Below are 20209 nucleotides of genomic sequence, written 5' to 3'. Positions count from 1 at the left end.
GCGCCTCAGGGGGTTACTTCTTTTCGGGCTCGTCCTTCTTCTTGTCGTTGCCTTCGATGTAAGGAGACCATGGCTTGGCCTTGACCGGGCCGGGTGTCTTCCACACCACGTTGAACTGGCCGTCGGCCTTGATCTCGCCGATGAACACGCTCTTGTGCAGGTGGTGGTTCTTCTCGTCCATCTTGCTCACGATGCCGCTCGGGGCCTTGAAGGTCTGGCCGGCCATGGCGGCGATCACCTTGTCCACGTCGGTGCTCTTGGCCTTTTCAACCGCCTGCTTCCACATGTTGATGCCGATGTAGGTGGCTTCCATCGGGTCGTTGGTGAGCGGCTTGTCCTTGTGGCCCGCAATGCCCTTGGCCTTGGCGTAGTCGCTCCATTTTTTGATGAAGGCGGTGTTCTCCGGGCTCTTGATGGACTGGAAGTAGTTCCAGGCGGCCAGGTGGCCCACCAGCGGCTTGGTGTCCACGCCGCGCAGTTCTTCCTCGCCCACGCTGAAGGCGACCACGGGCACGTCCTTGGCCTTCAGGCCCGCGTTGCCCAGCTCTTTGTAGAAGGGCACGTTGGAGTCGCCATTGATGGTGGACACCACGGCCGTCTTGCCGCCCTGGCTGAACTTCTTGATGTCGGCCACGATGGTCTGGTAGTCGCTGTGGCCGAACGGTGTGTACTTTTCGTCGATGTCGGCATCCTTCACGCCTTTGCTCTTGAGGTAGGCGCGCAGGATCTTGTTGGTGGTGCGGGGATAGACGTAGTCGGTGCCCAGCAGCACCCAGCGCTTGGCGCCGCCGCCGTCTTTGCTCATCAGGTAGTCCACGGCGGGGATGGCCTGCTGGTTGGGCGCGGCGCCGGTGTAGAACACGTTCTTGGACAACTCTTCACCCTCGTACTGCACGGGGTAGAACAGCAGGCCGTTCATTTCTTCCACCACTGGCAGCACCGACTTGCGGCTCACGCTGGTCCAGCAACCGAAGATCACCGACACCTTGTCCTGGCCCAGGAGCTGCTTGGTCTTTTCGGCGAACAGGGGCCAGTTGGAGGCGGGGTCCACGATGACGGGTTCGAGCTTCTTGCCCAGCACGCCGCCCTTGGCGTTGATTTCGTCGATGGCCATCAGCACGGTGTCCTTGAGCACCGTTTCCGAAATGGCCATGGTGCCCGACAGGCTGTGCAGGATGCCGACCTTGATGGTCTCTTGCGCATGGGCTGGCAGTGCAGACAGGCCAGCGAGCGCAGCGACGGCCGCGAGGGCCTTGAGGGAATAACGACGTTGCATGTGTGCTTCTCCGGTGGTGGTTTCAATCCGCAAATCAGTCCGACCGCTTCGCCCGATGGACCCCGGTGTGGGGCCTGACGGGGTTGAGCGATGGAATGGATTCTGGAGACGGGTGCCCGCGCCGGAAATACGCCGGGTGGCGTACACGAAGGCGCCACCCACACCGATGCAATCACCCAAATGCTCACTTTTTGATAGCTATTGGCGCTTATTGGATAAGCGCCAGATGCCAAAAACCCTTCCATCCTTCAGCCGTCAACACGCTGCAGACATCCCTGCAACCGGTTTACGATGGCCGTCCCCCACCACACACCACAAAGGAATGAATCCATGGTGAAACGACGCACGGTACTCCTCGGCGGCGCTGCCACAGCGGGCGCACTGGTCATTGGCTGGGGCGTGCTGCCCCCGCGCCAGCGCCTGCGCACCGCGCAGCCCTTGCCCCAGGGCGCGGGCCAGGTGGCGCTCAACGGCTGGCTCAAGGTGGGCACGGACAACACCGTGACCGTGATGATGGCCAAGGCCGAAATGGGCCAGGGCGCACACACCGGCCTGGCCGCCATCCTGGCCGAGGAGCTGGATGCCGACTGGGCCCAGGTGCGGCTGGAGATGGCGCCCATCGACGACATCTACAACAACCTGGCCACTGTGGTGGACGGCCTGCCCTTTCACCCCGACAACGACGGCTCGGTCAAGGCTATGGCGGGCTGGCTCACGGCCAAGACCATGCGCGAGGTGGGCGTGATGATGACGGGCGGATCGTCCAGCATCAAAGACCTGTGGCTGCCCATGCGCGAGGCCGGGGCCCATGCGCGTGCGCTGCTGATCAGCGCCGCCGCAGCGCAGTGGAAGGTATCGGCCGCTGAATGCCAGGCCAACGCCGGGGTGGTGGAGCACGCCGCTGGCCAGCGCGCCACCTTTGGCGAGCTGGCCGCGCTGGCGGCGCTGCAACCCCCGCCCGGCAAACTCACGCTCAAGGAGCCCGCCGCGTTCAAGCTCATCGGCAAGCCTCTCAAGCGCATCGAGGCGCCCACAAAACTCAACGGCACGGCGGTGTTTGGCATCGACGCCCAACCGCCCGGCCTGCTCCACGCCAGCGTGTTGATGTGCCCCACGCGGGGCGGCAAGGTGGCCCGCTTTGACGGCACCGCTGCCCAGAAGTTGCCGGGTGTCAAAAAAGTGCTGGCGGTGGAGCCCTACCACGGCGGCACCGGCGCAGTGGCGGTGATTGCCGACACGCCCTGGCATGCCAAGAAGGCCGCGGCCGCCGTTACCGTGGAATGGGACCACGGCCCGGCGGCCGCGCTGTCCAGCGCCACCGTCATGACCCAGCTGACCCAGGCGCTGGACCGGAGCCAGGGCTTTGGCTACCACAGCGTGGGCAATGTGGACGCGGCCCTGAAGGGCGCGGCCAGAACGATCACCGCCGACTACAGCGCGCCCTACCTGGCCCACGCCGCCATGGAGCCCATCAACTGCACCGCGCAGTTCAAGGACGGCGCAGCCAGCGTGTGGACATCGACCCAGGTGCCCGACCTGGCCCGCAAGGCGGCCGCCAAGGCGCTGGGCATCGACGAAAACAAAGTGGCCGTGCACCAGTTGCTGCTGGGCGGCGGTTTTGGACGGCGGCTGGAGGCAGACTACGTGGCCCAGGCCGCCGCCATTGCCAAAGCCGCCGACGGCGCGCCGGTGCAGACCCTGTGGTCGCGCGAGCAAGACATGCAGCACGATTTTTACCGCCCCGCCTGCGTGTCCCGCTTCAAGGCGGGGTTTGATGCACAGGGTCAATTGGTGGCCTGGGACAACCTGTCGGCAGGCCAGGCCATCGTGCCCCAGATGCTGGCCCGCACCTTCGGCCTGCCCGGTGCCGGGCCCGACAAAACAACATCGGAAGGCGCCTTCGACCAGCCCTACGAATGGCCCCACGCGCGCATCGCCCACGAGGTCGTCGACCTGCCGCTGCCCGTGGGCTTCTGGCGTTCGGTGGGGCACTCGCACCAGGCTTTCTTCAAGGAGAGTTTTGTCGACGAGGCGGCCCACGCCGCCCAGCAAGACCCCGTGGCCTTCCGCGCTGCGCTGCTCCAAAAACACCCGCGCCACCTGCGCGTGCTCACCAAGGCGGCAGAGCTGGCTGGCTGGGGCCAGCCGCTGGCGGCCGATGCCACGGGCGCACAGCGTGCGCGCGGCGTGGCGCTGCACCAGTCGTTCGGCTCCATCGTGGCGCAGGTGGCCGAGGTGTCGGTAGGCGCCGACAAGGCCCTGCGCGTGCACCGCGTGGTGTGCGTGATCGACTGCGGCGCGGCCATCAACCCCAACCTCATCGCGCAGCAGATGGAAAGCGCCGTGGTGTTCGGCCTCACGGCCGCGCTGTATGGCGAAGTGACGATCAAGGACGGCCAGGTGCAGCAAAGCAACCTACACGACTACCCCTGGCTGCGCATGGCCGATTGCCCCCGCATCGAAACCCACATCATCCAGAGCGCCGAGCCGCCCGAGGGCGTGGGCGAGCCCGGTGTGCCGCCCATCGCACCCGCCGTGGCCAACGCGCTGTTCGCGCTCACCGGCCAGCGCCTGCGCGCACTGCCGCTCAAGCTGGCCTGACCCCGACCGACGCACCGGAGCCCTGTCCCATGACCACCCTCACCATCACCCTGAACGGCCAGCCCACCCCCATCACCGCCGAGCCCGACACCCCCCTGCTGTGGGTGCTGCGTGGCGAGCTGCACCTGAACGGCACCAAGTTCGGCTGCGGCATGTCCCTGTGTGGCGCCTGCACCGTGCACCTGGACGGCGAGCCCGTGCGCGCCTGCGTCACGCCCGTGTCGGCCGTGGGCAACGCCAACATCACCACCATCGAAGGCCTGCAGGGCCCCGAAGCCACGGCACTGCGCGAGGCCTGGACGGCGATCGACGTGGCCCAGTGCGGCTACTGCCAAAGCGGGCAGCTCATGTCCGCCTGTGCGCTGCTCAAGAAAACGCCCCAGCCCAGCGATGCCGACATCGACGCCGCCATGTCCGGCAACGCCTGCCGCTGCGGCACCTACCCGCGCATCCGCGCAGCCATCCACCAGGCGGCACAGGCGCGCCGGGGCTGACAGGCACAACAACACTTGCCCAAGGGCTCACCGGGCGTGATGGAAAGAACGCTGGCCGAGTGCCACGCCTTCGCCTATGCTCTACCCAGCCTGTATCTGTCTGTACCTTGTCTGCGCAACCTCCACACGACACCATGAGCACCCCTGAAAACTCCGCCGTCTATGGCACCGAAGACCTCCTGATCAGCCTGTGCAACTCCGTCACCCGGGTGCTGGGTGTGGCAACGCACAGCCAAATCCACTACTCCGGCATGGTGCAGCGCATCAGCAAAACCTGCCTCAAGCCCGACATCGGCTGCTTCGTGCTGTTCGACGGCGGCTTCTCGGGCCTGGTGATCATCAACTTCTCGGGCCAGGCGGCCATGGAGCTGTATGCCAACTACCTGCTGAACATGGGCATGTCCAAGGAGGACCTGGTCAGCTCCTACACATCAGACGAAGTGAGCAATGTGATGGGCGAGCTGATGAACCAGGTGGTGGGCGACTTCACCGGCAAGGTGCGGCGTGAGCTGCAGACCCACATCACGCAGAACCAGCCCAAGATGCTGGTACTGAACAAGCAGGTGCAACTGAGCGTGGATGCCAACCTCGACAAGCCCGAGGCACGGCGCGTCACCTTCTACACCAGCAACAACAACATCTTCTACCTGGAACTGGCCATCGACCGCACCGAGTTCATCAAGCTCTACGACTTCGAGGCCCAAGAGGCACCCGACCCCGACGCCCTGATGGCCCAGTCGCAAGAGGCCCCGCCCGTGCCCGCGCCGCCACCCGCCGGGCAAGATGACACCGACGCGCTGCTCAGGTCGCTGGGGATGTGAGGGCCAAAGCCTGCCTCTGGCACTATCACTTAAAAATGATAGCACCTTGCGCTTGATGGATAAGCGCTAGAGGCATTTTTCGCCATTACGTCTGCCAACCACCGGAATGCCTCACACCGCATTCGCCACCCAGGGTTTTGCGCTGCTGCCCGGCGTTCTCACCGCCTCCGAATGCGCCCAACTGGCCGCCCAGGCCACGCCCCCAGGCAACGACAACATCAGTGGCGGCACGCGTTGCCTGCTGGCACAGCCCTGGTGTGCGGCGCTCGCCCAGCGACTGCAGGGCTTGCCCGCGCTGTCGGCCTTTTTTGCCTCACAGGCCGTGGCCGTGCAATGCACCTATTTTGAGAAAACGGCCGCGCGCAACTGGCTGGTGCCGCTGCACCAGGACCTGAGCATCCCCGTGGCCGCCAGGGTCGAGCACGCTGGCCTGCAAGGCTGGTCCGAGAAGGAAGGCGATATCTTCGTACAGCCCCCGGCCCAGGTTCTGGCGCAATTGGTGGCGGTGCGCCTGCACCTGGACCCTTGCCAGCCCGAAGACGGCGCCCTGCGCGTAGTGCCCGGCTCCCACCGCGACGGCGTGCTCTCGCCAGAAAAGGCCAGCACATGGCGGGACGAGGCCGGTGAAGTCGTTTGCAGCGCAGCGGCGGGCACGGCCTTGGTCATGCGCCCACTGCTGCTGCACGCATCGTCCAAAGCCACGGGCAGCAGCCGCAGGCGGGTGCTGCATTTTGTGTTCGGCCCCAGGGAGCTGCCACACGGCCTGGGTTGGCGGCGTGTGGTATCGCCAGATATTTGCTATTAAATTTGCAGCATCTTGCGCTTATTCAGCAAGCGGTAGGCAGCAAAAACACTGAGTATTGGCATACCTCAGACTTCGTGCCCATCACCCGTTCGGGCTGAGTTTGTCGAAGCCTTGTACGCACGCGGCAAGCCCTGGCTTCGACAAACTCAGCCCAAACGGATGGGACGGTATCTGAGGTATGTAGAGAGTCAGGAAAAAAACATCAAAACCATCACCCCTCAAACTGCGGATGCAACTGCCGGATGCGGTTCATCGCCATTGCCGCCGCCGCAGTGCGCGTCTCCACGCCCAGCTTGGCGAACACGCGCTCCAGGTGTTTTTTTACGGTGGCGGGGCTGGCGCCCAGGATGTCACCAACGTCGCGGTTGATCTTGCCCTTGACCACCCAGTACAGCACCTCGGCCTCGCGCGCGGTGAGCTTGAACGACAGGCTCATGGATTCGATGATCTTGGCGTCGGACACCTCGCGCATCACGATCAGCCAATCTCCCCCGCCTTCGCTGTCGCCCGCCTGCTGGTGCAGCCGCAAGGTCAGGCGGCGTGCACCCTGCTCAATGGCCAGGCGCGGCGGTTCGGCCAGCGAATGGGCCAGCAGCTCCGCCGCGTTTTCGGCCAGCACATGGCGGCGCAGCCAGGTCTGCACCACGGCGGGCGCCCAGGGACTGGCCTCGCCAAAATAGCCCTGCAGCAGCTCGCGCGCCAGCGGCGTCTGCCAGACGATGCGCCCGTCCACCGCACGCACCGTGATGCTGGCGTAGCCAAAGGCGTCGAGCGCGTTGCGCGCCTCGCGCGCCTGACTGGCGTCCTGGCGGGCCTTGCGTGCAGCGCCCAGGTGCACGCCCATGCGGGCCATCACCTCGCGCGGTTTGATGGGCTTGGTCACGTAGTCCACCCCACCCGCCTCCAGCGCGGCCACCAAATGCTCGGTTTCCGTCAGGCCCGTCATGAAGATGATGGGGATGTGCGCCGTGGCGGGCGATGCCTTCAGGCGCCGCGCGACCTCGAAGCCATCCATGCCGGGCATCATGGCATCCAGCAACACGATGTCGGGCAGCGCCTGCGCTGCGCGCTGCAGCGCGGCCTCGCCGTGCATGGCCACAAGCACGGTGTAGCCGGATTCATCCAGTGCGTCGTGCAACACGGCCAGGTTGTCGGGCACGTCGTCCACGATAAGCACCACGTCGCTGTCGCCACGGTCAAGCGCGGCGCCAGCAGGCGCAAGGAAGGGGGCGGAGGGTTCGGCGGTGTTCACGGTGCTGCTGCTGATGCCTGTTCAAGAATCCGGCCCATGGCGTCGAACTGAAACTGCCGGGCCAGGCCCCGCAGGGTGTGCACAAAGGCCGCATGCGCGGGTTGGTTACGCTCGATCTCGTCCAGCGCGTTGAGGATGCCCCGGTAGTAGCCCAGCGACACGGCCTGCGCGAGCACGGCCAGGGTGTGGGGCTCGGGGTAGCTCAGCGGCCCGCCCGGCGCGCAAAAACCTATCGCCACGGGTGCCGGGGCGGGTGGCGCTTCACTGAGCCACTGCAGCGCCAGGCGCCGCTCCAGCCAGTCGAGCAGCTCGCTGTGGCGCACGGGCTTGACGATGAAGTCCTCGGGGCGGATGTCCACGTCGTTGTCCAGCGCCTTGTCAAAGGCATTCGCCGACACCACGGCGCAGGCCACCTTCGCCAACTGCATCTGCCGCACGCGCCGGAGCGTCTCCCAGCCGTCGATGCCGGGCATGGCCAGGTCCATGAAGATCGCGTGGGGCCGGTAGCCCGTGGCCAGAAGGTCCAGCGCATCGTGCCCACTGGCGGCCTGGCGCAGTTCGAAGCCCAGGGGGGCGAGCAGTTGCACCAGCAGCTCGCGGTCGGCCTCTTCGTTGTCCACCACCAGGATGCGGCGGCGCTCGCCCGCATAACCCATCCGGCCCTTGCGGGCTGTGGGGGCCACGGGGGCCTGCAAGGCCAGCTTGCCCAGCGCCTCGGCATGCACCTCGGGCAAGAAGAGTTTGACGTGGAACACCGAGCCCACGCCGGGTGTGCTGCTCACCGTGAGCTCCCCGCCCATCAGCGCCGTGAGCATCTTTGCAATGGTCAGGCCCAGGCCCGCACCGGGTGCGGCGGCCGTGCTGCTGCCGCCCGGGCCGCCGCGTGCAAAGGGCTCGAAGATGCGCTCGATCTCGGCGGAGGTGAGGCCCGGCCCCGTGTCCTGCACCTCGATGCGTGCCATCTCGCGCGCATGGCGCACGCGCAGCGTGACGGTGCCCCGCGCGGTGAACTTGACGGCGTTGCCCAGCAGGTTGATGAGGATCTGGCGCAGGCGTTTGTCGTCGGCCCGCACCACCTCGGGGATCACGCCCTGCACGTCAAACTGGAAGGCCAGGCCCTTGGCGGAAGCCTGCAGCTCGAACAGGCTGGCGATCTCGTGCAGGCCATCGGCAAAACGCATGGGCGCCACGTCGAGCGTGAGCTTGCCCGATTCGATGCGTGCGATGTCGAGCGTGCCTTCGATGAGCGAGAGCAAATGCTCGCCGCCCCGGCGGATCACATGCACCGCCTGCTTGCGGTGCGGGGGCACGCCTGCGTCCTCGCCCATCAGCTGCGCATAGCCCAGGATGGAGTTGAGCGGCGTGCGGATCTCATGGCTGATGGCGCTGATGTAGCGGCTTTTGGCCTGGTTGGCCTGATCGGCCAGGGCGCGTGCGTCCTCGGCCTGCTGCTGCGCTTCTTCGGCCACTTGCCGCGCCTGCTCGGCCACGCTGCGGGCGGTCTGCAGGGCCTCATCGGTCTGGCGGTGCAGCTCGATCTCGCGCACCAAAAGGCCCGTTTGGCGGTTGGATTCCTCCTGCGCCACCTGGCGGCTCTTGTGCGCCAGCACCAGCCACCAGGCCACGATGCCCGAGATGACGAGCAGCGCCAGGTAGGCCTTGAGCAGGCCAGAGCGCAACGCGACTTCCGGCGCGGCCAGCACCTCGGTGTCGGTCATGGCCTGGGCGATGGTGTTGAGCTCCTGGTGATAGAGCAGCCCCATCACGGCCGCGAGCAGCGGCGCGATCACCAGCATCAGCAGCAGGAAATAGCCCAGGCCCGTGTCCAGGTAGCGCCAGACGGCGCGTGGCAACACCCAGCGCAGGGCCGACGACCACTGCACGGCCATGCTCGCGTGCGGCTTGCACAGGTCGCCGCAGCGCGCATCGAGCGTGCAGCACAGCGAGCAGATGGCGCCCCGGTAGGCGGGGCATTGGGCCATGTCGGGGGCTTCGTATTCGCGCTCGCACACCACGCAGCGCAACACGGCCATGCGCCCCATGCCGCCCATGTGGCCCATATGGCCTATCGGCCCGTGCATGGGCACCGCCACCGGCTCGCTCTGGCGCGCAATGTAGTAACGCCCCTTCGTGGCCCAGGCGATCAGCGGCGCGGTGACAAACGCCACGGCCATGGCGATCACGGCCGAGAACGCCTGCGGCAGCGGCCCGAACAGCCCCAGGTGCGCGCTGATCGACAGCACCGACGCCAGCGCCATGGCGCCCACCCCCACTGGATTGATGTCGTACAGGTGCGCGCGCTTGAACTCGATGCCCTTGGGCGAAAGACCCAGCGGCTTGCTGATGACGAGGTCGGCCACCACCGACATGATCCAGGCGATGGCGATGTTGGAATACAGCCCCAGCACCTCGCCCATGGCGCGAAACACGTTCATCTCCATCAACATGAAGGCGATCAGCGTGTTGAACACCACCCACACCACCCGCCCCGGATGGCTGTGCGTGAGGCGCGAGAAAAAGTTGGACCAGGCCAGCGAGCCCGCGTAGGCGTTGGTCACGTTGATCTTCATCTGCGAGACCACCACAAACAGCGCCGTGGCCGCCACCGCCCAGCCGTACTGAGGAAACACGTATTCATAGGCCACCAGGTACATCTGGTTCGGGTCCACCGCGCGCTCGGCGGGCACCATGTGCTTCAAGGCCAGCCAGGCCAGCAGCGCACCGCCCAGCATCTTGAGCACGCCCAGCACCACCCAGCCCGGCCCGCCCACCAACACGCCAAGCCACCAGCGCCCACGCGTGGCCTCTGTGCGGGCGGGCATGAAACGCAGGTAATCGGCCTGCTCCCCCATCTGGGTGATCAGCGCAATGCCCACCGTGAGCGCCGCACCAAACAAGGGCAGCTGGAACGCGGCGCCGCGACCGGATTCACCACCATAGTGCGACACGCCTGCGAACGCACCGGGATCGTGCGCAACGACGTACACAAACGGCACCACCAGCATCGCCAGCCACAGCGGCTGGGTCCACACCTGCAGGCGGCTGATGGCCGACACGCCGTGCGTGACCAGCGGAATCACCACAATGGCGCAAATGAGGTAGCCCCAGGTGGGCGGGATGCCGAGCGCCAGCTCCAGCGCGTAGGCCATCACGGCGGCCTCCAGCGCGAAGAAGATGAAGGTGAAGCTGGCGTAGATCAGCGAGGTGAGCGTGGAGCCGATGTAGCCAAAGCCCGCGCCGCGCGTGAGCAAATCCATGTCCACGCCATAGCGGGCCGCGTACACGCTGATCGGCAACCCCGCCAGAAAGATGATGAGCCCCGTGGCCACGATGGCCCAGAAGGCGTTGATGAAGCCGTATTGCACCAAGAGCGTGGCGCCCACGGCCTCCAGGATCAGAAACGACGCCGCCCCAAACGCCGTGTTGGCCACCCGCCATTCGGACCACTTGCGAAAACGCTGCGGCGTGTAGCGCAGGGCGTAGTCCTCCATGGTTTCGGTGGCTACCCAGCTGTTGTAGTCGCGGCGCACCTTCACCACCTGTTGCGGGGCCTGGGCGCCCGCGCCTGGCCCCGTCTGCGGCAGCGATGCTGCATCGGCGGATTCAGGGGTGGCGTTGTGGCGTGGCATGGAAGGCGGTTGCGGCTGCCTTCTCCTGTGCAGTTTCCATGCCACGGCCGTCCCGCCTGTCCGCCATGTGGCGTATAGCCGGGCACGGGGCTTGCTGTCTATGCTGGGACAGCGTTCAACAGACCCAGCGGCACACCATGGAACTGACCCCTCGCGTTCGGCCACACCTGTGTGGCCGCACGAGCCAATGACCCCAGCATTGAGTGAAACGAAATGGAACTGACCCCTCGTGAAAAAGACAAGCTGCTGATCTTCACCGCAGCCCTGCTGGCCGAGCGCCGCAAGGCGCGGGGCCTGAAGCTCAACTACCCCGAGGCCGTGGCCCTGATCAGCGCAGCGGTGATGGAAGGCGCCCGCGACGGCAAGACCGTGGCACAGCTGATGAGCGAAGGCCGCAGCGTGCTCACCCGCGCCGACGTGATGGACGGCATCGCCGAGATGATTCCGGACATCCAGGTCGAGGCCACATTCCCCGACGGCACCAAGCTCGTCACCGTGCACCAGCCGATCGTCTGACCCTTATTTTCTCCTTCTCTCTGTGGAGCTTCCATGCGCATCACACTCTCACACCGCCACACAATCGCTCTGTTTTTTATAGCTATCAGCGCAATCACTACAAGCGCTAGCGCCCATACAGGTGCTGAATCCCACATCCACAGCAGCTTTCTGAGCGGCTTTGCCCACCCCCTGTTCGGCCTGGACCACCTGGCCGCCATGGTGGCCGTGGGCCTGTGGAGCGCCCTGGCTGCGCGCCGCGCCGGGGCCGAGCTGCTGTGGGGCCCCGTGGGCTTTGCGGCCCTGCTGCTGGCGGGCGCCGTGCTGGGCCTGCAGGGCGTGGCGCTGCCTGCGGTAGAGCCGATGATTGCCGTATCGCTCTTGGTCACCGGCCTGCTTGTCGTGTCGCGCCTGCGCGTGCCCGGCCTGGTGGCGGCACTGGGCGTGGGGGTGTTTGCCGTGTTCCATGGCGTAGCCCATGGCCAAGAGCTGGCGGGCAACCACAGCGCCTGGCAAACCCTGGCAGGCATGCTGGCCGCCACCGTGCTGCTGCATGGCGCGGGCCTGGCGGCAGGCTGGGCGCTGCGCCACCGGCATGTGTGGCTGGCACGCGCTGCAGGCGCGGGCGTGGCCGCTTTCGGTGGCGTGCTGCTGGCACACATGGCTTGAGCCCATCCGCCCCACAGGAGCCTGCAATGATCCCTGGCGAACTTTTTACCGACGCGGGCGAACACCCGCTCAACACTGGCCGCCGCACGCTCACCCTGGTCGTGCGCAACACCGGCGACCGCCCCATCCAGGTGGGCTCGCACTACCACTTTGCCGAAACCAACAACGCCCTGGGTTTTGACCGCGCCGCCGCACGCGGCATGCGGCTCAACATCGCGTCGGGCACCGCCGTGCGCTTTGAGCCGGGCCAGCAGCGCACGGTGGAACTGGTGGACTACGCAGGCGAGCGGCAGGTGTACGGCTTTCAGGGCCTGACACAAGGCGCGCTGTAGCAGTTTCAAGAAAAAATGGCCTCTAGCGCTTGATGGATAAGCGCTAGCAGCTATCAAAAACATAGTAACCAGTTCTCGCGGAGCACACACCCCATGGCAACCATTGGACGACGCGCCTACGCCGAAATGTTCGGCCCCACCGTGGGCGACCGCGTGCGCCTGGCCGACACCGAACTTCTTCTCGAAGTCGAAGCCGACCACACGCTGCGCGCGGGCAGCTATGGCGAGGAGGTGAAGTTTGGCGGCGGCAAAACCATCCGCGACGGCATGGCGCAGAGCCAGCGCACCAACGCCCAGGGCGCCGTGGACACCGTGCTGACCAACGCCCTCGTCGTCGACCACACCGGTATCTTCAAGGCCGACATCGGCTTGCGTGGCGGGCGCATTGCATCCATCGGCAAGGCGGGCAACCCCGACACCCAACCGGGCGTGGACATCATCATCGGCCCCGGCACCGAGGTCATCAGTTGCGAAGGCAACATCGTCACCGCGGGCGGCATCGACAGCCACATCCACTTCATCTGCCCCCAGCAGATCGAAGAGGCGCTTGCCAGCGGCGTGACCACCATGCTCGGCGGCGGCACCGGCCCCGCCACCGGCACGCTGGCCACCACCTGCACGTCCGGCCCCTTCAACATGGAGCGCATGCTGCAGGCCGCCGACGCCTTCCCCATGAACCTGGGTTTCCTCGGCAAGGGCAACGCCAGCCTGCCCGACGCGCTGCACGAGCAGATCAACGCAGGCGCCATTGGCCTGAAACTGCACGAAGACTGGGGCACCACGCCGGCTGCCATCAGCAACTGCCTGGACGTGGCCGAAGCCACCGACACACAAGTCGCCATCCACAGCGACACCCTCAATGAATCGGGCTTTGTGGAAAACACCATCGCCGCCGTGGGCGGGCGCGGCATCTGCGCCTTCCACACCGAAGGCGCGGGCGGCGGCCATGCACCCGACATCCTGCGTGTGGTGGGCGAAGACAATTTTTTGCCCAGCTCTACCAACCCCACCATGCCGTACACGCACAACACGCTCGATGAGCATGTGGACATGCTCATGGTGTGCCACCACCTCGACGCCAGCATTGCCGAAGACCTGGCCTTTGCCGAAAGCCGCATCCGCAAAGAGACCATCGCCGCAGAAGACATCCTGCACGACCTGGGCGCCATCAGCATGATGTCGAGCGACAGCCAGGCCATGGGCCGCGTGGGCGAAGTCATCCTGCGCACCTGGCAGACCGCCCACAAGATGAAGGTGCAGCGCGGCAGCCTGCAGGGCGACACGGCCCGGAGCGACAACACACGCATCAAGCGCTACGTAGCCAAGTACACCATCAACCCCGCCATCGCCCACGGCATCAGCCATGAGGTGGGTTCGCTTGAAGTGGGCAAGTGGGCCGACATCGTGATCTGGAAGCCCGCCTTCTTCGGCGTGAAGCCCGCACTGATCCTGAAAGGCGGCCTGATCGCCATGGCCGCGATGGGCGACCCGAATGCGTCCATCCCCACGCCGCAGCCCGTGCACTACCGGCCAATGTTTGGCGCGTTTGGTGGGGCCATTGCCAAAACCTCGCTCACCTTTGTTTCGCAGGCCGGTTTGAACGCAGGCATTGGCGAGCGCTTTGGCCTCGCCAAACGGCTCTCCGCCGTGCACAACATCCGCAGCATCCGCAAGCGCAACATGGTGCACAACAGCTACACCCCCCAAATGGAAGTGGACGCCCAGACCTACACCGTGCGCGCCGACGGCCAATTGCTCACCTGCGAGCCCGCCACCGTGCTGCCCATGGCGCAGCGCTACTTTTTGTTCTGAGGCCGGAGCCCACAATGAACACCTTGCTCCCAGACCTGCACATCCGCCTGGACGACCTGAGCGACCCGCGCATCGAGCAATTCATGGAAGAGCACCTGCAGGACATGCGCGCCACCTCGCCGCCCGAAAGCGTGCACGCGCTGGACATGGGGCAACTGCGCCAGCCCGACATCCGCTTCTGGACAGCCTGGCGGGCCGACGGCCAATTGGTGGGCACGGGCGCTCTCAAACACCTTGGCGCCGAGCACGCCGAACTCAAATCGATGCGCACCACCGCTGCCGCACGCGGCCAGGGCGTGGGCCGCGCGATACTGGAACACATCCTGGGCCAGGCGGTGGACCTGGGCTACCAGCGCATCAGCCTGGAGACAGGCAGCCAGCCCTTTTTTGACCCCGCGTACCGGCTCTATCTGCGCTACGGATTTGCCGACTGCGCACCGTTCGGGAGCTACGGCCCAGACCCGCACAGCCGGTTCATGACCCGCGCGCTCTAGGCTGGCCAGGTACACAATGCGGGCCTCGCCCTCCGGGGCCACACCTCCCATCCCATCATGATCCAGGTCTCCAAACTCCTCCCCCAAGGCCAGGGCCTCGCGCCCGTGCTGCTCAAACGCGCCACCACCGTTGAACTCGACTGGGATGTGCGCCAGAAAAGCCGCTTTGCTGCCACAGACTCCGCCGGGCGCGAACTGGGCATCTTCCTGCCGCGCGGCACGCTGGTGCGCGGCGGCGATGTGCTGGTGGCCGAAGACGGCTCCATGGTCCGCGTGATTGCGGCGCCGCAGCCGGTGCTGGTCATCACACACTGCGCCAACCACGGCACCCCGTTCGACCTGACCCGCGCCGCCTACCACCTGGGCAACCGCCACGTACCCATCGAGCTGCAGCCCGACCACCTCAAGATCGAGCCCGACCACGTGCTGGCCGACATGCTGCGCGCCATGCACTTGATCGTCAAAGCACAAGACCTGCCGTTTGAACCCGAAGGCGGCGCCTACGCCGCAGGGCACGGCGGTGGGCACCATCACCATGGTGATGACCACAACCACAACCACGCCCAGACCGATGCGCCTGCTGCACCCGCAGCCCCGGCCCGTGGCCGCACCGTGGCCATCCCCGTGGTGGCTCAAGGCCATGTGCATGGCCCACATTGCAACCACGACCACTGACAGGCATTGCCCATGCTGAACACTAGGCTCACCATCCAGGCTGAGCCCATCCCCACCGTTCGGGCTGAGCCTGTCGAAGCCAGGGCACAACACGTGGCCAGCCCCTCCCCTTCGGCCAGCTCCAGCCGAACCGGCTGACAAAACCACCCCATGCGCCACGACCGCCCCGCCCCCCTGCCCGCCGCCAGCTTTCTGCAGTTGATGTGGCTGGCCTCCCCCGCGCTGCCCGTGGGCGGGTTCTCTTATTCCGAGGGGCTGGAGACCGCCATCGAAAACGCCGGCCTGGACAGCGAAACAGCGGTCGGCGAATGGCTGCTGGATCAACTCCACATCACCCAATCGCGCGGCGACATGGCCCTGATCGCCAAGGCCGTGGGCGCCTGGCGCCGCGCCGACTGGGCGCATGTGCGCGAGCTCAACAACTGGGTGCTACACACCCGCGAAACCAGCGAACTGCGGCTGCAAACCGAGCAAATGGGCCGCTCGATGGCCGACTGGCTGCGCAACCAGCACCAGGGCGATGAAGAGGCCCTGCCCGCCATCCGCCACCTGGCCACTCTGCCCCCCACCTACCCTGTGGCGTTTGCGCTCGCCGCCTCCACCACCCAAGCGCCCGTGCGCGATGTGCTGCTGGCCTACGCCTTCGGCTGGGCCGAAAACATGGTGCAGGCCGCCCTCAAATCCATGCAGCTGGGCCAAAGCGCAGGCCAACGCATCCTGGCCCGGCTGGCCGACGCTATTCCCGCCGCCGCAGACCACGCCATCGGCCTGATGGACAGCGAACGCCAGGCCTTCTCGCCCATGCTCGCCATCCTCTCTGCGCAGCATGAAACCCAATACTCCCGCCTCTTCAGATCATGACGACCAGCAACCTGCACCACATCCCCCACCGCACCAAAAACCTGCCCCCGCTGCGCGTGGGCATCGGCGGCCCCGTGGGCTCCGGCAAAACCACCTTGCTCGAAATGTTGTGCAAAACCATGCGCGATGACTACGACCTCATCGCCATCACCAACGACATCTACACCAAGGAAGACCAGCGCCTGCTCACCGTGAGCGGCGCCCTGCCCGCCGAGCGCATCCTGGGCGTAGAAACCGGCGGCTGCCCCCACACCGCCATCCGCGAAGACTGCTCCATCAATCTGGAGGCCATCGACCGCATGCTGGGCGAGTTCCCCAACGCCGACATCGTGTTCGTAGAAAGCGGCGGCGACAACCTGGCCGCCACCTTCAGCCCCGAGCTGAGCGACCTCACCATCTACGTCATCGACGTCGCCGCTGGCGAAAAAATCCCCCGCAAGGGCGGCCCCGGCATCACAAAAAGCGACTTGTTCATCATCAACAAGACCGACCTGGCCCCCCACGTGGGCGCCAACCTCGACGTGATGCACGCCGACACCACGCGCATGCGCACCAGTGCGCAGGGCCTCAAACCGTTTGTGATGACTAACCTGAAAACCCTGGCGGGCGTGGCGGATGTGGTGAAGTTCATCGAGACGCGTGGCATGCTGCAAAAGAAATCAGCCCCCGCAGTCGGCTAGAATTCGCGCCTTCCCTACCGGAGACTTGGGTGAGTGGTTTAAACCAGCAGTCTTGAAAACTGCCGACGGGCAACCGTCCGTGAGTTCGAATCTCACAGTCTCCGCCAGAACACGAAGAAAAACGGGCCTACATAGCCCGTTTTTTCTTTCCTCGACGGTGTCATCCCAAAACACACCACGAAGCTCGGGCCCAAGGCAGCATGGATGGTCTGAAACGCCCCCCTGCCCACCCACCGCCCCTGGCACCTACCCCTCACATGCCATAGATCCGCGCGCAACCTCGGCCCGAGGCTTTGGCCAGGTACATCGCGGAGTCGGCCTTGCGCAGGAGTTCTTCGGCGTCCATCGCGTCGGGGGATGCCATGACGATGCCCACGGAGGCGCCGATCTGGATGGAATGGGATTCGATTTCCGTGGGCTGGCCGATGGCCAGCACCAGCCGTTCGGCCAGGCGCTGGGCGCTGGTGTGGTCTGTCACGCCACGCTGCAGCAAGGCAAATTCGTCGCCGCCCAGGCGTGCCACCACGTCGTCCTCGCGGGCGGCGTGCGTGAGCTGGCGGGCCACCCAGGTCAGCAACTGGTCGCCCACGGCATGGCCGAAGCGGTCGTTCACGGGTTTGAAGCCGTCGAGGTCTACGTACAGCACGGCAAAGCCCCGGCCGGTGCGCCGCACGTCGGCCACGGCGGCCTGCAGGGCCTGCAGGAACGCGGTGCGATTCAGCAGCGTGGTGAGTCCATCGTGTTCGGCGACGTGGCGAATCTTCTGCTCGGCCTCTTTGCGCTGCGTGATGTCGGTGAAGGTGCGCAGCGCACCGCCACCTTTGATGGGCACGGTCTGGACTTCCAGGATGCGCCCATCCGGCCGGGGGCGGTCGTACACATGCAGTTGATCTGTCCCACTATCAGGAACCAGCATGTCTTGGACCTCCTGGGAGGTCAGGTCAAACTCGCCGCGTGCGCGCAGGTACGCCAGCACATTCGCCAGCGTGGGCTTGGAGGCCATCAGGTCGCGGGGCAAGTCCAGCAGTTCCATGGCGCGGCGGTTGCATAGCTCGACGATGCCGCTGGCGCTGATCTTGGCCACGCCCTGGTCCATGCTTTCCAACGTGGCCTCCAGCAGAATGGATTTTTCGCGCAGTTGCGCCTCGCTGTCACGGGCGCTGCGCTCGGCCTGCGCGAGCTGGTGCTGCTGGCGCTTGAACTCGGTGACGTCCACATGCGCATAAAACGCGGTGCCGTCCGCGCCTTGCTTGGCGATCACCCGGCTCCAGCGGTTGCGCGGCAGCGGCACCTCGAACGGCGCTCCGGCAAAGCGCATGTTCTCTTGCAGAACCGTCAGGCCGCTGTAGAACGGCGCCATGTCGCCCTGCCCGCCAACAGCCCAGGCCTTGCGGTAGATTTCATCAAACGCAAGGCCCGTGGCGGCAGCACGGTCGGTGAGGCAATACATCTGCATGAAGGGTTCGTTGACCCATTGGATGCGCTGGTCTTCGGCGCAGATCATCAGGCCGTCAGGAATGCGGTCAAAAAGCTCCGTGCTCTCGATCACGGGGCTGCGCAGGCAGCCCGGTTCATGGATGCTGGCGGCGTCCGACGGCTCAGGCCGTGGCAGGTCTTGGGCATGCCATACCCGCACACGGCCCACGCCCGCAATCGGCAGGGACGAGACCTGGACCCGCAGGCCCCGGTGCTCAAAGCTGTAAGGGCGCGTCTGGGCGCGGTGGCGGTCAACACCCGCGGTGATGTAGCGGTCGATGTTGGGCAATTCCTGCGGGTCGAGCCGCCCGGCATAGAACCGCCGCAGGTTGGCTTGGTAGGGCTCTCCCACGTACACATGGCCTTCGTGTTCGGGAAAGAACTTGAAAAAGGTCCGGTTCCACGCGATGGTGCAGTCATCGTCATCAAACACGCACAGGGCAACATCCAGGCCATCCAGGGTGTCGCCGAGTGTGTGGAGAAGGCTGCGTACAAGATCGTCGGGCATGGGGGGTATGGAGGCTGCGCAAACGCGGTGACCCAGAGCGGAAGGGTCACACCGTGCATGATGCCCTTCATGGTGCAAAGATGGCCTTACGGCAGGCCGTCATCGCACCCCGCCCCGCAAGGCAGGGCCGCTTGTCGTTGCAGGCAAGCAACGTTGTCTTGCCATACGTCAAACCATACAGGAAAGCGGGGCCTTGGGGACACGAAAGCCGCCTGTGGCCTCATGGTGTTACCCGAAGACACCATTTTTTCTGCACGCATTCCGGTATGGTGATGGTCTTCTTTGGCCTTCTGGAGACCTCTGCATGACGAAGATCGCTTTTGCCACCGCCGTCGGCGGCCTAGCCATGGCCACCTTGACAGCAGGCTGCGCAAGCCACGGGCAGCCGCCCCCGGCATCTCCCGGCGGCCCGGCAGCAACGGCCCAGCCACCGGGCGGGCTGTGCAACGCGCAACCGGCCCAGCAAGTGGTGGGGCAGAACAGCACGGCGTCGGTGGTGGAATCCGCACGGGTGCTGTCGGGTGCGCAGATGGCACGCGTCCTGCGGCCTGGCCAGATGATCACCAAGGAGTTCGACACGCAGCGGCTGAACCTGCAGGTGGATGCCAACGGGCGCATTGTGGCGGTGCACTGCGGCTAAGAGACTGAGAATCCTCAGCATCCGAATGCTTCGTTTTTTATAGCTGCTAGCGCTTATTCATCAAGCGCTAGAGGCCAATTTCCCTCATATTTCAGGCCGCCGCACCGGGGGTCAATCGGCCAGGAACAGCTCCTGCAGGTCGCTCAGAAAGTCAAAGCCCCGCTCTGTCGGGCGCACATGGGCCATGTCGCGCTCGATCAGGCCTTTGCTCTCCGCCTCCTTCAGCCCCCTGGCAATGGATGTGAGGGGCAGGCCCGTGCGGGCCATGAAGTCCTGCAGCGGAAATCCATCGCGCAGGCGCAGGGCGTTGAGCATGTACTCAAACGGCAGGTCGGCGCGGCGCACCTCGTCGTCCTGCGCCACGGCGCGACCGGCCAGGGCGTTGTCCATGTAACGTGCCGGGTCGCGGAATCGCACCTGCCGCACCACACGGTGGGCAAAGCTGAGCTTGCTGTGCGCACCCGCACCAATGCCCAGGTAATCGCCAAACTGCCAGTAGTTGGTGTTGTGGAAACACTGGTGGCCGGGCTGCGCGTAGGCCGATATTTCGTAGCGCGCCATGCCTGCCTGCCCCGTCATCTCGGTGATGCGGTCGAGCATGGCGTAGGCCTGGTCGTCCTCGGGGATGGCCGGTGGGAACTTGGCGAAGTAGGTGTTGGGCTCGATGGTGAGGTGGTAGATGGAGATGT

Annotated in this window: 17 protein-coding genes, 1 tRNA gene and 1 pseudogene; 14 read left to right on the top strand and 5 right to left on the bottom strand. The window is 65.7% G+C overall.

Annotated elements, in window-relative coordinates:
* Nucleotides 1–13: 13 nt before the first annotated feature.
* The gene (gene urtA / locus Q0105_RS00095) at nt 14–1276 is read right to left on the bottom strand and encodes an urea ABC transporter substrate-binding protein (protein ID WP_298207470.1); all 1263 of its coding nucleotides are present in this window, start codon (nt 1274–1276) and stop codon (nt 14–16) included.
* A gap of 330 nt (nt 1277–1606) precedes the next feature.
* Between urtA and Q0105_RS00090 the strand changes: the two genes are divergently transcribed.
* The 4 genes from Q0105_RS00090 (at nt 1607) to Q0105_RS00075 (ending at nt 5997) form a co-directional block, all read left to right on the top strand.
* A complete protein-coding gene (locus Q0105_RS00090; protein ID WP_298207468.1) occupies nt 1607–3877 on the top strand; it encodes a xanthine dehydrogenase family protein molybdopterin-binding subunit in 2271 nt (756 codons plus the stop codon).
* Between the two features lie 29 nt (nt 3878–3906).
* Entirely contained in the window at nt 3907–4371 is a 465-nt protein-coding gene (locus Q0105_RS00085; RefSeq protein WP_298207466.1) for a (2Fe-2S)-binding protein, read from the top strand.
* A 134-nt stretch (nt 4372–4505) separates the two neighbouring features.
* Entirely contained in the window at nt 4506–5192 is a 687-nt protein-coding gene (locus Q0105_RS00080) for a DUF3334 family protein (protein ID WP_298207463.1), read from the top strand.
* Between the two features lie 106 nt (nt 5193–5298).
* Nucleotides 5299–5997 carry a phytanoyl-CoA dioxygenase family protein gene (locus tag Q0105_RS00075; protein ID WP_298207461.1) on the top strand — a complete coding sequence of 233 codons (699 nt, stop codon included), beginning with the start codon at nt 5299–5301 and terminating at the stop codon, nt 5995–5997.
* Nucleotides 5998–6208: 211 nt separating this feature from the next.
* On the opposite strand, the gene Q0105_RS00070 is transcribed toward Q0105_RS00075, so the two are convergent.
* The gene (locus Q0105_RS00070; protein ID WP_298207459.1) at nt 6209–7249 is read right to left on the bottom strand and encodes a response regulator; all 1041 of its coding nucleotides are present in this window, start codon (nt 7247–7249) and stop codon (nt 6209–6211) included.
* Nucleotides 7246–10878, bottom strand: coding sequence for an ATP-binding protein (locus tag Q0105_RS00065; protein WP_298207457.1), 3633 nt, complete (start codon nt 10876–10878; stop codon nt 7246–7248). The genes Q0105_RS00070 and Q0105_RS00065 overlap by 4 nt, the downstream gene beginning before the upstream one ends.
* A 213-nt stretch (nt 10879–11091) precedes the next feature.
* On the opposite strand from Q0105_RS00065, the gene Q0105_RS00060 reads away from it, so the two are divergent.
* From Q0105_RS00060 to Q0105_RS00020, 9 genes are all read left to right on the top strand, one after another.
* Nucleotides 11092–11394 carry an urease subunit gamma gene (locus Q0105_RS00060; protein WP_176888585.1) on the top strand — a complete coding sequence of 101 codons (303 nt, stop codon included), beginning with the start codon at nt 11092–11094 and terminating at the stop codon, nt 11392–11394.
* A 33-nt stretch (nt 11395–11427) separates the two neighbouring features.
* Nucleotides 11428–12042, top strand: a complete 615-nt coding sequence (locus Q0105_RS00055; protein ID WP_298207451.1) for a HupE/UreJ family protein — start codon at nt 11428–11430, stop codon at nt 12040–12042.
* 26 nt (nt 12043–12068) lie between these two features.
* The gene (locus Q0105_RS00050) at nt 12069–12374 is read left to right on the top strand and encodes an urease subunit beta (protein WP_298207450.1); all 306 of its coding nucleotides are present in this window, start codon (nt 12069–12071) and stop codon (nt 12372–12374) included.
* Between the two features lie 93 nt (nt 12375–12467).
* A complete protein-coding gene (gene ureC / locus Q0105_RS00045) occupies nt 12468–14186 on the top strand; it encodes an urease subunit alpha (protein WP_298207448.1) in 1719 nt (572 codons plus the stop codon).
* 14 nt (nt 14187–14200) lie between these two features.
* Nucleotides 14201–14680, top strand: a complete 480-nt coding sequence (locus tag Q0105_RS00040; RefSeq protein WP_298207446.1) for a GNAT family N-acetyltransferase — start codon at nt 14201–14203, stop codon at nt 14678–14680.
* A gap of 57 nt (nt 14681–14737) precedes the next feature.
* Nucleotides 14738–15355 carry an urease accessory protein UreE gene (gene ureE / locus Q0105_RS00035; RefSeq protein ID WP_298207444.1) on the top strand — a complete coding sequence of 206 codons (618 nt, stop codon included), beginning with the start codon at nt 14738–14740 and terminating at the stop codon, nt 15353–15355.
* A 150-nt stretch (nt 15356–15505) separates the two neighbouring features.
* Complete coding sequence (locus Q0105_RS00030; RefSeq protein WP_298207442.1) at nt 15506–16216, top strand: urease accessory UreF family protein; 711 nt, start codon at nt 15506–15508, stop codon at nt 16214–16216.
* A complete protein-coding gene (gene ureG / locus Q0105_RS00025; protein ID WP_298207440.1) occupies nt 16213–16896 on the top strand; it encodes an urease accessory protein UreG in 684 nt (227 codons plus the stop codon). Before Q0105_RS00030 ends, ureG begins: the two co-directional genes overlap by 4 nt.
* 19 nt (nt 16897–16915) lie before the next feature.
* Nucleotides 16916–17003, top strand: a tRNA-Ser gene (locus Q0105_RS00020).
* A gap of 146 nt (nt 17004–17149) precedes the next feature.
* On the opposite strand, the gene Q0105_RS00015 is transcribed toward Q0105_RS00020, so the two are convergent.
* Nucleotides 17150–18880, bottom strand: coding sequence for a PAS-domain containing protein (locus tag Q0105_RS00015; RefSeq protein ID WP_298207438.1), 1731 nt, complete (start codon nt 18878–18880; stop codon nt 17150–17152).
* Between the two features lie 304 nt (nt 18881–19184).
* Between Q0105_RS00015 and Q0105_RS00010 the strand changes: the two genes are divergently transcribed.
* Nucleotides 19185–19520, top strand: coding sequence for an I78 family peptidase inhibitor (locus Q0105_RS00010; protein ID WP_298207435.1), 336 nt, complete (start codon nt 19185–19187; stop codon nt 19518–19520).
* A gap of 111 nt (nt 19521–19631) precedes the next feature.
* Here Q0105_RS00010 and Q0105_RS00005 read toward each other — a convergent pair.
* A pseudogene (locus tag Q0105_RS00005) lies at nt 19632–20209 on the bottom strand (oxygen-independent coproporphyrinogen III oxidase-like protein); the annotation flags it as partial.

The organism is Acidovorax sp. (assembly GCF_027492855.1).
Classification (GTDB): Bacteria; Pseudomonadota; Gammaproteobacteria; order Burkholderiales; family Burkholderiaceae_C; genus Acidovorax.
The sequence above is the reverse complement of the archived record's forward strand: the minus strand, read 5'-3'. Positions and strand labels throughout refer to the sequence as shown.

What these genes read in the sequence shown, in the direction of transcription:
- urtA (WP_298207470.1), bottom strand. Translation starts at nt 1,276, where the DNA reads ATGCAACGTCGTTATTCCCTCAAGGCCCTCGCGGCCGTCGCTGCGCTC.
- Q0105_RS00090 (WP_298207468.1), top strand. Translation starts at nt 1,607, where the DNA reads ATGGTGAAACGACGCACGGTACTCCTCGGCGGCGCTGCCACAGCGGGC.
- Q0105_RS00085 (WP_298207466.1), top strand. Translation starts at nt 3,907, where the DNA reads ATGACCACCCTCACCATCACCCTGAACGGCCAGCCCACCCCCATCACC.
- Q0105_RS00080 (WP_298207463.1), top strand. Translation starts at nt 4,506, where the DNA reads ATGAGCACCCCTGAAAACTCCGCCGTCTATGGCACCGAAGACCTCCTG.
- Q0105_RS00075 (WP_298207461.1), top strand. Translation starts at nt 5,299, where the DNA reads ATGCCTCACACCGCATTCGCCACCCAGGGTTTTGCGCTGCTGCCCGGC.
- Q0105_RS00065 (WP_298207457.1), bottom strand. Translation starts at nt 10,878, where the DNA reads ATGCCACGCCACAACGCCACCCCTGAATCCGCCGATGCAGCATCGCTG.
- Q0105_RS00060 (WP_176888585.1), top strand. Translation starts at nt 11,092, where the DNA reads ATGGAACTGACCCCTCGTGAAAAAGACAAGCTGCTGATCTTCACCGCA.
- Q0105_RS00055 (WP_298207451.1), top strand. Translation starts at nt 11,428, where the DNA reads ATGCGCATCACACTCTCACACCGCCACACAATCGCTCTGTTTTTTATA.
- Q0105_RS00050 (WP_298207450.1), top strand. Translation starts at nt 12,069, where the DNA reads ATGATCCCTGGCGAACTTTTTACCGACGCGGGCGAACACCCGCTCAAC.
- ureC (WP_298207448.1), top strand. Translation starts at nt 12,468, where the DNA reads ATGGCAACCATTGGACGACGCGCCTACGCCGAAATGTTCGGCCCCACC.
- Q0105_RS00040 (WP_298207446.1), top strand. Translation starts at nt 14,201, where the DNA reads ATGAACACCTTGCTCCCAGACCTGCACATCCGCCTGGACGACCTGAGC.
- ureE (WP_298207444.1), top strand. Translation starts at nt 14,738, where the DNA reads ATGATCCAGGTCTCCAAACTCCTCCCCCAAGGCCAGGGCCTCGCGCCC.
- Q0105_RS00030 (WP_298207442.1), top strand. Translation starts at nt 15,506, where the DNA reads ATGCGCCACGACCGCCCCGCCCCCCTGCCCGCCGCCAGCTTTCTGCAG.
- ureG (WP_298207440.1), top strand. Translation starts at nt 16,213, where the DNA reads ATGACGACCAGCAACCTGCACCACATCCCCCACCGCACCAAAAACCTG.
- Q0105_RS00015 (WP_298207438.1), bottom strand. Translation starts at nt 18,880, where the DNA reads ATGCCCGACGATCTTGTACGCAGCCTTCTCCACACACTCGGCGACACC.
- Q0105_RS00010 (WP_298207435.1), top strand. Translation starts at nt 19,185, where the DNA reads ATGACGAAGATCGCTTTTGCCACCGCCGTCGGCGGCCTAGCCATGGCC.